This window comes from Gilliamella sp. CG16, assembly GCF_046635785.1.
GTDB classification, from domain to species: domain Bacteria; phylum Pseudomonadota; class Gammaproteobacteria; order Enterobacterales; family Orbaceae; genus Gilliamella; species Gilliamella apicola_I.
Map to the genome: position 1 here is coordinate 125,131 of NZ_JBIDFL010000004.1, position 13,011 is coordinate 138,141.

Annotated in this window: 13 protein-coding genes and 1 tRNA gene; 3 read left to right on the forward strand and 11 right to left on the reverse strand. The window is 34.3% G+C overall.

All coding sequences use genetic code 11. The annotated features are described in order from the left end of the window. Positions 1 to 82 precede the first annotated feature (82 nt). From ACGH47_RS06090 to ACGH47_RS06140, 11 genes are all read right to left on the reverse strand, one after another. Positions 83 to 274, reverse strand: coding sequence for a thermostable hemolysin delta-VPH (locus tag ACGH47_RS06090; RefSeq protein ID WP_065557694.1), 192 nt, complete (start codon positions 272 to 274; stop codon positions 83 to 85). A 974-nt stretch (positions 275 to 1,248) separates the two neighbouring features. Further along, on the reverse strand, positions 1,249 to 1,719 hold the full coding sequence (locus ACGH47_RS06095; RefSeq protein ID WP_411622972.1) for a hypothetical protein: 471 nt from the start codon (positions 1,717 to 1,719) through the stop codon (positions 1,249 to 1,251). A 197-nt stretch (positions 1,720 to 1,916) separates the two neighbouring features. Further along, positions 1,917 to 1,990 (reverse strand) — tRNA-Cys (locus ACGH47_RS06100). 337 nt (positions 1,991 to 2,327) lie between these two features. Continuing rightward, positions 2,328 to 2,936, reverse strand: coding sequence for a YiiX/YebB-like N1pC/P60 family cysteine hydrolase (locus ACGH47_RS06105; RefSeq protein WP_267378805.1), 609 nt, complete (start codon positions 2,934 to 2,936; stop codon positions 2,328 to 2,330). Positions 2,937 to 3,027: 91 nt separating this feature from the next. Continuing rightward, positions 3,028 to 3,438 (reverse strand): DUF4878 domain-containing protein, encoded by a 411-nt coding sequence (locus ACGH47_RS06110; protein ID WP_267378808.1) that lies wholly within the window; start codon positions 3,436 to 3,438, stop codon positions 3,028 to 3,030. Positions 3,439 to 3,759: 321 nt separating this feature from the next. Continuing rightward, a complete protein-coding gene (gene truC / locus ACGH47_RS06115; protein ID WP_411622973.1) occupies positions 3,760 to 4,473 on the reverse strand; it encodes a tRNA pseudouridine(65) synthase TruC in 714 nt (237 codons plus the stop codon). A 13-nt stretch (positions 4,474 to 4,486) separates the two neighbouring features. Then, positions 4,487 to 5,305: a pyridoxal phosphatase gene (locus tag ACGH47_RS06120; protein WP_411622974.1), complete on the reverse strand. Its 819-nt coding sequence runs from the start codon at positions 5,303 to 5,305 to the stop codon at positions 4,487 to 4,489. Between the two features lie 123 nt (positions 5,306 to 5,428). Beyond that, a complete protein-coding gene (gene recR, locus ACGH47_RS06125) occupies positions 5,429 to 6,034 on the reverse strand; it encodes a recombination mediator RecR (RefSeq protein WP_267352290.1) in 606 nt (201 codons plus the stop codon). Between the two features lie 129 nt (positions 6,035 to 6,163). Next, positions 6,164 to 6,847, reverse strand: coding sequence for a response regulator transcription factor (locus ACGH47_RS06130; RefSeq protein WP_411622976.1), 684 nt, complete (start codon positions 6,845 to 6,847; stop codon positions 6,164 to 6,166). Then, on the reverse strand, positions 6,828 to 8,297 hold the full coding sequence (locus ACGH47_RS06135; protein WP_411622977.1) for a sensor histidine kinase: 1,470 nt from the start codon (positions 8,295 to 8,297) through the stop codon (positions 6,828 to 6,830). Before ACGH47_RS06135 ends, ACGH47_RS06130 begins: the two co-directional genes overlap by 20 nt. A gap of 7 nt (positions 8,298 to 8,304) precedes the next feature. Beyond that, positions 8,305 to 9,642 carry a vWA domain-containing protein gene (locus ACGH47_RS06140; RefSeq protein WP_411622979.1) on the reverse strand — a complete coding sequence of 446 codons (1,338 nt, stop codon included), beginning with the start codon at positions 9,640 to 9,642 and terminating at the stop codon, positions 8,305 to 8,307. Positions 9,643 to 9,945: 303 nt separating this feature from the next. Between ACGH47_RS06140 and apt the strand changes: the two genes are divergently transcribed. From apt to ACGH47_RS06155, 3 genes are all read left to right on the forward strand, one after another. Further along, positions 9,946 to 10,497: an adenine phosphoribosyltransferase gene (gene apt / locus ACGH47_RS06145; RefSeq protein ID WP_267352294.1), complete on the forward strand. Its 552-nt coding sequence runs from the start codon at positions 9,946 to 9,948 to the stop codon at positions 10,495 to 10,497. 282 nt (positions 10,498 to 10,779) lie between these two features. After that, entirely contained in the window at positions 10,780 to 11,550 is a 771-nt protein-coding gene (ddaH, locus tag ACGH47_RS06150) for a dimethylargininase (protein WP_411622980.1), read from the forward strand. Between the two features lie 45 nt (positions 11,551 to 11,595). Further along, positions 11,596 to 13,005, forward strand: coding sequence for a basic amino acid/polyamine antiporter (locus tag ACGH47_RS06155; protein WP_065557680.1), 1,410 nt, complete (start codon positions 11,596 to 11,598; stop codon positions 13,003 to 13,005). The last annotated feature ends 6 nt before the right edge of the window (positions 13,006 to 13,011 follow it).

The window sequence follows — 13,011 nt, forward strand, 5'->3', positions numbered from 1 at the left end:
ATGAATTGAACAACGACAAGAATATACCATATATCGTAAACCAGTAAATGAATGGTTTTCACTTTGTTTAACTATTCATCTTTTAGATTTCTTTATTAATAAGAGGGAAATACTCTTCCCAACGATACTCTCTGATTGGCATAGGCTTTTCGTTCACAAAATACAGCACCAAAGCGGGTTTAATTCCATTCCAATTATCCACAAACTCATAGCCCAGAAGAAAACCATCTTTGATTAATTTTTTTGCTTTTGCATGATAATTAAAGTAGCTCATAGTTAGTCAAATCAAGAATACCTATATTTGACTATTATTTGTACTCCTTTTTGAGCAATATAGCAATCGGTTTAAATAAAAATATAAAAGAGAATATAGCTTAAGTTATTTTCATTTGAACGATTAAATTTTAATAGTACATATGAAGAACAAATAACAACATACTGGCAACAGCATTAATGAAGCACCAAACCTACGCATAAATTTACCTCTAGAGAAACAAAAGATATAAAAACCAGTTAAAAAAATAATTGCATAAATCCACCAATAAAATATTAGGCTTAAAACAAATACTCCAAAAATGCTTAAATTTGGTATCATAGTTATCTCCATATTTTGAATAATCTTTACAATATAATATTTATCACAAAATAACAATTCTTTTCAAACTTATCTTACTATTCCTTTGGTCTAAAATAACTTTATAAATTATAAGAAAACATTTTTTCAACTATCCTCGATAGCAGATAGTTAATTTTATGAAAAAGTTCGAAAAAAACCAAAAAACGGAATTTTTTTTCTGACTGGCGAAAAAGAAAGCGACATCCATGCAATGGCAACCTAAGCCATTTTGTGAACTATTCCAGACATGATTGAATCAGGTGAAAAAGATGTTAAAAGCCTTCATAATGACTATACTTCATATAAAAAATGCTGAATATAAGTATTACGGCACTTGGATGATTATTGGCATTAATTTGCCAGCAATTGTTGGAAAAAAAACGAATTAATATTACATTGCCAAATATTCTTATCGATTGAATAGATATCACAGTTAAAGCGTCAAATCCATTCTATAGGGATAAAAGCAATTTTTTAATTTAGGTGACTATTAATGAACTAGTAACAAAAAAACATGTTAATTATTTTGGTCAGCAAAATCAGCACCTCTATAAAGTTAACTGATGACGGGAAACCACCTATTCAGCGACACGATTTGTCGCTGAATAAATTATAATTAAGGATAAACTACGTTATTTTTTGACTTCCATCTTCATTCTATTATTTAAATTCTCATAAATCAGCGCTACTCCGTTTTCAAATGCAGAGGAGACCGAAACGTCAGATAATTTAAACGTGTGTTTTTCGCCAGTTAAAAGCGTGTAGGGCGATAACGGCAGTGCATAATTATCTAAATATACCGCATGAGCAACAATATCGAGTTCCGAATTTAAATCATTATTCAGATTTATTGTTATAGAAGGCTCTGGCTTAGACATAGCTGATTTAGTAGCACGATTAATCTTATTTTTTATTCTTTCAGACATGCTAATAATCATCCCCCCACCAAATCCAGCATTAGTGATTTGGATATCGCCAACAGCCGTTTTACCACCAACTGTAATTGGAACTTCGAACAACGCCTTTGAGTCCATTTTTTCACGATAGCACTCTATATATTTAGCATCTATGAAAACTTCTGAAATCGCTTTTTTTACGTCCATTAAATCTGAAGATTCCTTTCTTGAATCCTCAAAATCAGTGCATGCTATAACCTCAACAATGAGTTTCGATTGAACAGTTTTGGCAGTTACACTATTGACATCAGTCAGATTTACTGTAGGAACTAATTCACTATACCTGTTTGTGCCGTATAGAAGCGTTGATTGTTTTAATATGACAGTATTTTATTGACAATAAATGGAGGCGCGTCCCAGAATCGAACTGAGGTAGACGGATTTGCAATCCGCAGCATGGCCACTCTGCCAACGCGCCGTTGAGGTCTAACTGAATAGGTGGCAAATATTAGCATTGGCATGTTTATACGTCAAGAATAAATAGTTTATAATTACAGCAGTCACAAAAGTTATTTAATCTCACTGCCCTTTTCGATAATTATTCATCCAAATTTCAACATATAATAGACATAAATTTAAAAAATAAAATTTAGTAATCAGCAAAAATCACCTAGTCTATTACGTTTTAAAATGGTATTTACCTGCTTACAGATTAACTAAAATGGTGGTTGATAACGACTGATGTCAGTACTTAAATTAATAAAGCTAATAACCATGATTTATCAGAACGGTTTTTACAAGCTTTGTCTATCTGATTAATTTTCAGAATAGTGATAGATCCATGTGATACCCTCATAGTCTGCGAAGGCACTCGGAAATAAGTAAATGCCATTGAATAAAGGAAAGTTAGCATACTTCCATTCTAAATTAAACTCCGGATAAATTTTGACAATGGCGTCATAAAGCAATGTAGTGCAATATAAATGATCTTCATCACGACTAGCTAGTACAAATGGAGCACCTTGTTTAGTTAATAGTTCTGCAACTATCAATTGTTGTTGTTGATCAGATAAAAAATGGGGTCTTGCTATCGCATACTTCTGTGCAAGTGAAGGCGTAGTAAATTCATCAATTGTTGAAATAATAACTTGATTTGGTAGATTTTCATTATCGCCCGTTGTTGCATGAATTACTCTAACTTCTGGCTCAGTTGCAATAATAAAACCAATATGAGAAAAATCACCCCCGCCTAATTGATTAATAACCAAGCTATCAATTTGAACACCTTTGCGAAAAATCCAATCCCCTACTTTTATAAGTGGAATAAAGTTAGATTGAGCATCTAAAGAATCAGCTGATACCGTTTTTGTCACTAAATTAGAACAAAACAGTATAACAATAAAGACATAATGGCAAAATTTCATGACAATTTAAAAATTAGTTAATCATAATTGAAAAAGGGTAACCATTGATTTACCCTTTTTTATTTTCGTTATTAAATACTATTCTTATGATTTATTTCATATTGACAAGCCATTTACCATCAATCTTTATCAAATCTAAACTAGATTTCTTTTGAGCACCATCTTTAAATGAAACAGTGACTTCAACTTGAGCTTTTGTTTTATCGGTATTATATTCAGCAGGTGAACTAACGATTTTATCAATTCCGCCATGGTTTTTTGCCATTTTTGCAGATTCATCTAAAACACTCTTAAATTTACTTTTTAATAGTATTTTTACATCAACACCATCTTTTTGCATATCATCAGAAATATACAATAAATCCATAAAGGTATCCATATCAACGCTATAACCAGCTTTTGTAAATTTTTCTCCAACGGCTTCTGGAGAATCATTATTGGTACAGGCAAAAACCATAAGCGATAACATAAAAATACCCAAAAATTTTACAACTAATTTCATTTTTTTTTCCCATTAACAGAATATTAACGACATAAATCTATTCGAATTCCTTTTCAAGGTAGCATAAATCGATTTACAAACTTGAAAAGGTACAAAATCATACTATGTAATATTTTAATTGAAAAGAAATAAGTAAAATTTTATTAATTATTCTTAAGTAATCAAAAACAAAATCGTTATATTAAATTACATTTTAATACTTTATTTACTCCGTTTTTTAAATGGACTTAATGACCCTGTTCATTTGTATTATTGATAGAAATTGAAGCAAGTTGCACTGAAATAACACCAAATTATTTAAAAAAATATGAAACAAATTGATTAAATCAATTCAAAATTTTTCAAAATAGATAGCCAGTTATTATCTAAATCAGCTTTAATCGTGATTGGACACTGCGTTAGTGGGTGAATAATATTAAGCGAACTTGCATGTAACATTAGTCTTTTAATACCAAAGTAAGCAGTAAAAGCTCGATTTTGATGAAGATCGCCATGTTTACTATCACCTAAAATAGGATGAAATATATGCTTCATGTGGCGGCGTAATTGATGTTTTCGACCGGTTTGGGGTTTTAATTCCACAAAACTAAATCTTGCTGTATCAAATTTACCAACTTTAATCGGTACTTCGATCTTACTGATACCCCGATAAAAGGTAATTGCATCTTGTGCGGGTTTATTCAGTGTCGAGAACTTATCGGCAATTTTATCCAGCTCTTCAACTAATGGATAATCAATTATCGCATCACCTTCAACATAACCCCGAACAATTGCATGATACGTTTTTTCAATTTGTTTAGTTGCAAACTGTTGTGACATTAAACGAGCGGTTTCACTAGATAAAGCAAACAATAATACCCCAGATGTAGGACGATCTAAGCGATGAATAGGAAACACATGTTGCCCAATCTGATCTCGCAAAGTTTGCATGACAACCGTCGTTTCATGTTTATCTAACCAACTGCGATGCACAAGCCAACCGGATGGCTTGTTAATCGCAATTAAAGCATCATCTTGATAAAGAATTTCGAACATTATTTAACAAATACTATAAAAACAGTTTTTCAAGTTCACTCGCAATACTGGTACTGTTATTGTCACCAATAACATGGTCGGCTTTGGCTTTCACTTCATCATCTGCGTTGCCCATCGCAATACCCAGCCCCGCCAACGTCAACATTGAAATATCATTATAGCTATCACCAAATGCGACGATTTCACTAAGATCGATATTTTCGTGTTTAGCCCAATGCATTAAACCATTTCCCTTTGTATTGCCCTTCACGGCGACATCAGCGCGATTCGACCAAGACCATTCGCACGAAAATTGATTAAGTGCTTCAACAGCATCCGAAAATTGTCGTAATGCAGGCAGATCATGACTACTTGTGGCAAATTTGTAAACCGCTCCTGCTTCGTCAATTACCTTATCAAAGCTATCTACTTTTTTAATCTCAGGTTGTAAAAATGAAGGCAACGAATTTACCCATTTAAAAAAACCTTCTAAATGATCATCGAGCACTTCATAAGTCATCATTTTGTCAGTGTAAATAAGCGTATGAATACCATATTGATTGACCAAATTAAGCAATGTTTTTGCTTGCTCTTTTGTCATGGGTTTACCGGCAAATGATTGCTGTTTTTCAAAATCATACAGGTAAGATCCATTACAACAAATTGCAGGTGTTGATAATTTAAGTTGATAATAATACGGATAAATAACAGAATGGTGACGACCAGAAACTAAAATAACTTTAACACCTTTGGCACTGATTTTTTCAATCATCGCAACTGTCTCAGGTAAAATTAGACGATTACTGGCAAGTAAAGTACCATCCATATCAAAGGCAACGGCTTTATACTTCATTTTATTCCTCTTTCTATCTTCAAATAACTATTCCTACACCCTTTTATATCACTCGACTTTGGCTAATTTAACGAATGATTTGGTAACTGTTCAGAAAACATTGATGCTTAATCTACAACCGATTTACCATTCAATTTTTTGACGACCAACAAACGAGTGCGATAACGTTGTACCGTCTACCATTTCAAGTTCTCCACCAACTGGCACGCCATGAGCGATACGGGTTGCCGTTACATCAAACTCTGCACACATTTGAGCAATATAGTTGGCGGTTGCATCCCCTTCAACTGTTGGGTTCGTCGCTAAAATAACCTCACTGATCGTTTCTGAAGATAGTTTGTGCTTTAATAGATCAAGACCAATATCAGTTGGACCAATACCATCTAAAGGAGAAAGATGACCTAACAATACAAAATAACGACCACTGTATTGACCGGTTTGTTCAATAGCAACGATATCTGCTGGGGTTTCAACAACACAGAGTTGACCGCTACTTTGACGACGAGCATTGGCACAAATGGTACAAATGGATTGTTCAGTAAAAGTTCGGCACTCTTGGCAATGACCGATATTAATCATCGCTTCATGAAGTACGTGAGCCAATTTAATACCGCCTTGTCGATTACGCTGTAATAAATGGAAAGCCATCCGTTGTGCAGATTTGGGACCAACGCCAGGTAAGCAACGTAATGCTTCCATGAGTGATTCTAATAATGGGCTAATTTGCATAAATTCGTTTAGTTATCACAATAAATACATTTAGCGTTAATAATACCTCTTTTCAAGCTTTGATAAAACAACAATTACATCGCTTTTAAATTTCAATTCAGGCAGAACGATTTAATAAATCACCCGATTTTAATGTCGATAACCGAAGCCATGAATGGTTTTAATTAAAACAGGATTCAATGGATCGAGTTCAATTTGTTTACGTAATTTAGAGATATGCTGATCAAGTGTTCGACTATTTGGTGAATAATCATATCCCCATACATAATCAAAAAGCATATCCCTTGTCACAACTTGATTTTGATGTTGATACAGGCAAGATATAATTTTGATTTCTCGAAGTGAAAGCTCGATTACTTGTTGATTACGTTTTGCACATAACTCGATTGGATAAACCGTCAAATCACCAAAATAAAAAAATTCATCGTTTATATGGTTAGCATGTTTTAATTTTAAATAACGTTTAGCAATAGCTTTGATTCTTGCTCGAAGTTCATGAATGCCAAAAGGTTTACTCATATAGTCATCAGCGCCAAGCTCTAAACCAATAACGCGATCGATTTCTTCATCTTTAGCAGATAAAAAAAGAATCGGTATATCATCATCTAATTTTCGAATCTCACGACAAACACAATACCCATCCATTTCGGGCATCATAATATCTAAAATGATAAAATCAGGTTTATCCTGTTTAAACAATTTAAGCGCAGTTTTCCCATTTTCAGCTTGAAGGATGATATAACCTTCTTGTTGTAAAAGATCCGACATTCCTTTACGAATGTTATGATCATCCTCAGCGATTAAAATCTTCATGCACATGCTCCGTTAAAATTAATGAAAACGCAGTACCCGGATTTTCATTGGTTACCTTGATAGTACCCTGCAATTGCTGCGCTAATTGGTTGGCAATAGTAAGCCCAATTCCTGTTCCCGAAACGCCTTCGGTAATGGATGAATTTATCCGATAAAAGGGTTTAAAAATTTTCTTTAATAGATGCTTAGGGATACCACGACCATAATCCCGCACGGTGATAATAGTCTGTTTATCATTAGTCGTCAGTGATAAATCAACTTTTTTGCCATCTACGGCATATTTTTCAGCATTGCTTAAAAAATTACTTATGATTTGCATCACACTATCTTCATCGGTAAAGATAGTGTGATTTTTATTCGAATTTAAAATCAAATTCAGTTGCAATGATTTTGTTTTAAGAACGGGATTGAAAGTTTGAAAAACTCGCTCAATGAGCAACGTTAAATTAACGGCTTTAAAATTCTGTTTAGCTGGCTTACTTAAATTAAGTACATTTTGCACTAAGCGAGTTAATCGCTGACTTTCACTGGTGATCACATCCAAATATTCAGGTACAGGAAAAGGTTCATCGGTTAACTGTTCTTTTAACATTTCTGAATAAAGTGTGATATTAGTTAATGGCGTTTTAAACTCATGTGAAACTTGCCCAACAAAGCTAACTTGTTGTTTAGCTAAACGAATCGCTCGTGTATATTCTCGATAAACATAACAAACGATACCAATAACTAACACAATAAACAAAAATAATATTCCACCACCTAACCAATAAAAGGTAACAAAGTTTGGTGATAAATAATAATAAGTTAATTGCCAATTCTGTAGTGGATAGTCAAGCATCACATTAATGTCATTGATTGTCGAGTGACCATGAACATAGATTTGTTTTGAACCATCATAGAGACTGAAATTATCATCGATAGATTGATCTTCAAATAACCGAATAATATCTAACGCAAATTTAATCGTTGATAGCTCAAATCCCTTGATAATGTTACCCTTTTTAGACCAAAAAATCAGATGATCATAAGACTGATACCAGCCCGAGGTTGGCTGAGATAATTCACTGGAGGAATTGGGATTGATTAAAATTGCATTATCATACTTAATCGACTCAACAAATTTAACCCACTGCAGATCGTTACTATTACTGATATAAGCAATGTTATTATGCCGAATTTCGAAAGCATTTTTAATATCTGACTGCGATTGTAACAGATTATCAAACGTACCTACGCCCTTTTCCAAAAGTTGAATTAAGCTAATCAAATAAACAGAACGCTGATTTAACAGCGATTCAATCGATGATTTTATATTCTCCAACCGGCTTTGTGCTAACATTCTTTGCTGATGTTGGCGCATTAAAACTTCATGTTCAATACTACGCCAACCAAGATAGGTAAGTGCCATTACAAATATTATACAAGAGAGAATCGCTGCTAATTTTTTCATACTTTCGTTATTTTTTAATTACACCCAGTTTAGTATTTTGTTGCTTTTCGGTCATTCCTTTACGATAAGCGTTGCTATTCCCTCTTTCATTAACTGCATCTGCTGCCATTTTTTCATTCCATTTTATATCATCTAGCACTCTACCCGCATATTCTGGATACATATTTGCAACTGCTTCAAGTCTTTTACTGTTATCCTCTAGAATTTTCTGCGCAGCTTTTCGATCGCCTTTATTATAGAATTCTAATGCTTTAACGCTATTTTCATTCACTTCTTGTATTTCAATCTCAGTAACGACATCTTGGCGCAAGGCTTTTTTTACGGCTTCCAGATTATCGGTATAAGCAAGTTTTACTGATTGTTTTTCTTTTTGAGTTTTCTTATCTAACAAATCATCATACACTAAATCAATTTCCGCTATTGTTCTTTCTTCGCCTACTTTACCTTGTGGTTGCTCGACCTCTAACAAAATATACTTTTCTTGATTAGAATAAATTTGATTCATTGTTACCGTTACTTGATTACCTTTGATTATGCCGTCTCTACCTAATAAACGAACCGGTTTTACCCCATCTTTTAAATAGATATTGATCTTAACATGTTGGGCAACCGTTGACATTACATCCTTGAACTCACGAACAAATACATTTTCAAGATCTAAAGAATCATTAACAAATACATGATTACCATCACTATAACTGGCAATCGATGACATCAATAATTCATTATAATCCTCACCGATACCAAAAGTACTGACAGAAATATTCTTTTTGGCGGCAATAATGGCAAGTTCAGAAAGTTCTTGAACGGATGTCGGACCAATATTCGCCTGCCCGTCCGATAATAAAATAATGCGATTCACATTATCTTTAGACAACTGTTTTTCAACTTGATGGATACCTTTACTTAATCCGGCAAACAACGCTGTGCCACCATCTGCAACAATATTTTCTTTTATTAAACTAATCAGTTTTTGTTTATTGTTAACTTTGGTTGAAGGAATAATCACCTTTGCATCATTATCATAAGCAACGACAGATAAAGTATCATTCTCATTAAGCATGTTAATAGCAAAGATAGCCGCCTCTTTTGCTTTAACAATACGATCACCTTGCATCGAGCCGGAGCGATCAATTACTATTGCCAAATTAATAGGAACCCGTTTTGCTGAATCAAATTCATGACCGGTTAACGAAATTTTTAAATAATTCTTATCTTGGGAATTTTGCATAACAATTGGCGATGCAAGTTCCGAGCGAATTTCAATTTGCTTATTGACTTGAGCATGACTGCATAAACTTAATATTGAAAGCCCTGCTAATAGGACTGTTTTAATTAATTTCATTGTTTTTCCTTATATAAAAAGTTTATGTCATTATATTGATTTGACCAATCAAACTGTCAGATAGTTGTATTTAATTGTAAAAAGTTGTAAAAAATACCTTTTTAGGACAGGAAAACGCCAATTAAATTTTTTATTTAAAAAGGAATCATTTCATCCCGACTTTCAACATGTATCAATCAAATTGTGAACAATCGACCGCTTTTACTGCATTGTTACGGTTTGTTTATTGCAAGCACAAAGAACGAAGGTATATAATACAAAATTAGCCATTCTTAAAAAGAGAATATTTAGAGAACATTTAATATGACTCAGATACAAGAAAAACTTGCGCTTATCAAAAACAGCATTATCACCATTCCAGACTATCCTAAGCAAGGAATTTTATTTCGTGATATTACCAGTCTGCTTGAAGATCCTGTCGCATTTAGAACTTCGGTCGAATTGTTAATCGATCACTATCGAGATAAAAAAATTGATAAAGTTGTCGGTACTGAAGCGCGTGGTTTTATTTTTGCAGCACCAATTGCATTAGCGTTAGGCGTTGGTTTTGTGCCAGTTCGAAAACCCAACAAGTTACCACGTCACGTATTTAAAGAAGAGTATCAACTTGAATACGGAACCGATACACTTGAAATCCATTCAGATGCAATTAAACCGAATGAACGTGTGCTGATTATTGATGATTTACTTGCAACAGGTGGAACGGTTGCTGCAACTGCTAAATTAATTCAAAAAGCAGGTGGTATAGCAGAAGATGCCGCATTTGTTATTAATTTACCGGATCTGCATGGTAAAACAAAATTAACCGATCTGGGTATTAACTGTTTTACCCTCGTTGATTTTGCCGGTGAATAATCTTAGTCTACTGGGGCGATGTTGTCGCCCTACTCATGCTAAGAGTTAACTCCTCCCTTCACTTTTTGTCCATGTTGTATATCAACTCTGTTTTTATTCAATACTGATCGCCAACTACCACAACTAACGCTACGCAATAATACTCAATTTAAATTGACCACATGCCTAAAAAAGACGCCATCAAAAAGTGAATAAAAAATCAACTTAATGCTTGATTTACATTTTAATGTGAATTATTATTCAAAAATATCGCATAATTATTAAATAGGAAATAAATCAAACATGAAAAAATTTAGCCATATCATTGCCAGAACGCCTGCCAAATCCCTGATTCATGGATTAACTTCAGCAAATTTAGGCAAGCCTGATTATCAAAAAGCCTTAGACCAACACAATAACTATATCCGAGCCTTACAGCAATGTGATGTTGATATCACCCTATTACCCGCCGATGAACGCTTTCCTGACTCGGTCTTTGTTGAAGATGTTGCACTGTGTACGCCACACTGTGCCATTATCACCAGACCAGGGGCAGAAAGTAGACGTAACGAGACTGAAATCATCATCAATACCATTGAACGATTTTACCCAAATAAAGTCGAAAAGATTACGGCTCCGGGCACGGTTGAAGCCGGTGATATTATGATGGTGGAAGATCACTATTATATCGGATTATCGGCACGTACTAATCAAGAAGGTGCTAATCAAATGATTGCTATATTACAAAAATATGGCTTAACCGGTTCGGTGGTCACGCTTGAAAAAGTTCTACACCTAAAAACAGGATTGGCTTATCTGGAAAACAACAATTTATTAGCAGCCGGCGAATTTATTACCAAACCCGAATTTCAACATCTGAACATTATTGAAATTCCTGAACAAGAAAGCTATGCCGCTAACTGTATTTGGGTTAATGATCGGGTCATCATGCCTGCTGGTTACCCAATCACTAAAGCTAAGATCGAAGCTTTAGGTTATCAAGTCATTGAGGTGGATACATCAGAATATCGCAAAGTCGATGGTGGAGTTAGCTGCATGTCATTACGATTTTAATTAAACGCAGCTAAAGCCGAATAAAACACAAAATAAGACAAAATTATGAATACACCTACCCGTACAAAACTAGGCATACTTCCTTTAACCTTACTTGTGGTTGGCAGTATTGTTGGAAGTGGTATTTTTAGTTTACCGCAAAACATGGCTGAAGCGTCTGGTGCTGGCGCTATTTTAATTGCGTGGATCATAACGCTTTTTGGCATGTTAATGCTGACACGGATATTTCAGTATCTTTCGATTCGTTTTTATAAGATTAATGATGGGTTATATGGTTATGTCCGTGAAGGCTTTGGTGATTATATAGGATTCAACGCAGCTTGGGGATACTGGATATCTGCATGGATGTCGTGTGCCAGTTATTTAGTTATCTTATTTAGCGCGTTAGGATCATTTGATTGTTTTAGTTATTTTGGTAATGGCACCACCTTGCCAGCAGTCATAGCCGGACTCATCTTTTTATGGCTGGTTAATGCCCTTGTTCTAAAAGGGATTTATCATGCTTTCTTATTAAATTGCTTAGTCACATTAGCAAAAATTGTCCCGATTGGTCTGTTTATTGTCTGCATTATTCTTGCTTTCAAGGTTTCAACATTCAAAATTGACTTTTGGGGAACGCCACAACTTGGCTCAATCGTGGATCAAATAAAGCATACTATGCTTTATACCGTTTGGGTTTACTTAGGTATCGAAAGCGCAACTGTTTATGCTTCACGAGCCAAAAACATTTTAAGCATAAGCCGGGCAACTTTTTTTGGTTTTGCTATTACCAGTTTATTGCTCATCTGTGTGTCTGTTTTGTCGCTGGGTATTGTTCCTCAACAAGAACTGGCTGCAATGAAAAATCCTTCAATGGCTTTAGTCATTGAGCATGTAGTTGGTAGTTGGGGAGCAACATTAATTAATATTGGGCTGATTGTTTCGGTTAGTGGTGGATTATTATCCTGGTTAATGCTTGCTGCTGAAATGCTTTTTTTAACCGGACAAGGCAATAATCATACCGTTGCACGCTGTTTTGGCAAATTAAATAAAAATGGTACGCCTGCCAATGCATTATACTTAACATCAAGCTTGATCAGCCTATTGATTGTTCTCGCATATTTCTACCATTCGGGTTATAACACTTTAATCCAATTATCTACCTCAATGGTACTAATCCCCTATTTATTATCAGCTTTATTCGTCCTTAAATTAGCCATAAAATCTCGCAAAGTTTACCTGATTTTTATTGGGGCTGCGGGATCAATTTATGGCGCATGGTTAATTTATGCTGGTGGGATGTCTTACTTATTATTATCAATGATATTGTATGCAATTGGGCTAATATTTTACTTATACGCACGCAAGCAACGATGCCTTACGGCTTTCACTTATGTTCATGACAAAATCTATGCAATCGCAATTATAATATTAGCCATTATTGCCGTTATGTATTTTTATGTCATACTGGATTAACTAACA

Excerpts from the sequence above, each read along its gene's own strand:
- ACGH47_RS06090 (WP_065557694.1), bottom strand. The coding sequence starts at position 274 with ATGAGCTACTTTAATTATCATGCAAAAGCAAAAAAATTAATCAAAGAT.
- ACGH47_RS06095 (WP_411622972.1), bottom strand. The coding sequence starts at position 1,719 with ATGGACGTAAAAAAAGCGATTTCAGAAGTTTTCATAGATGCTAAATAT.
- ACGH47_RS06105 (WP_267378805.1), bottom strand. The coding sequence starts at position 2,936 with ATGAAATTTTGCCATTATGTCTTTATTGTTATACTGTTTTGTTCTAAT.
- ACGH47_RS06110 (WP_267378808.1), bottom strand. The coding sequence starts at position 3,438 with ATGAAATTAGTTGTAAAATTTTTGGGTATTTTTATGTTATCGCTTATG.
- truC (WP_411622973.1), bottom strand. The coding sequence starts at position 4,473 with ATGTTCGAAATTCTTTATCAAGATGATGCTTTAATTGCGATTAACAAG.
- ACGH47_RS06120 (WP_411622974.1), bottom strand. The coding sequence starts at position 5,305 with ATGAAGTATAAAGCCGTTGCCTTTGATATGGATGGTACTTTACTTGCC.
- recR (WP_267352290.1), bottom strand. The coding sequence starts at position 6,034 with ATGCAAATTAGCCCATTATTAGAATCACTCATGGAAGCATTACGTTGC.
- ACGH47_RS06130 (WP_411622976.1), bottom strand. The coding sequence starts at position 6,847 with ATGAAGATTTTAATCGCTGAGGATGATCATAACATTCGTAAAGGAATG.
- ACGH47_RS06135 (WP_411622977.1), bottom strand. The coding sequence starts at position 8,297 with ATGAAAAAATTAGCAGCGATTCTCTCTTGTATAATATTTGTAATGGCA.
- ACGH47_RS06140 (WP_411622979.1), bottom strand. The coding sequence starts at position 9,642 with ATGAAATTAATTAAAACAGTCCTATTAGCAGGGCTTTCAATATTAAGT.
- apt (WP_267352294.1), top strand. The coding sequence starts at position 9,946 with ATGACTCAGATACAAGAAAAACTTGCGCTTATCAAAAACAGCATTATC.
- ddaH (WP_411622980.1), top strand. The coding sequence starts at position 10,780 with ATGAAAAAATTTAGCCATATCATTGCCAGAACGCCTGCCAAATCCCTG.
- ACGH47_RS06155 (WP_065557680.1), top strand. The coding sequence starts at position 11,596 with ATGAATACACCTACCCGTACAAAACTAGGCATACTTCCTTTAACCTTA.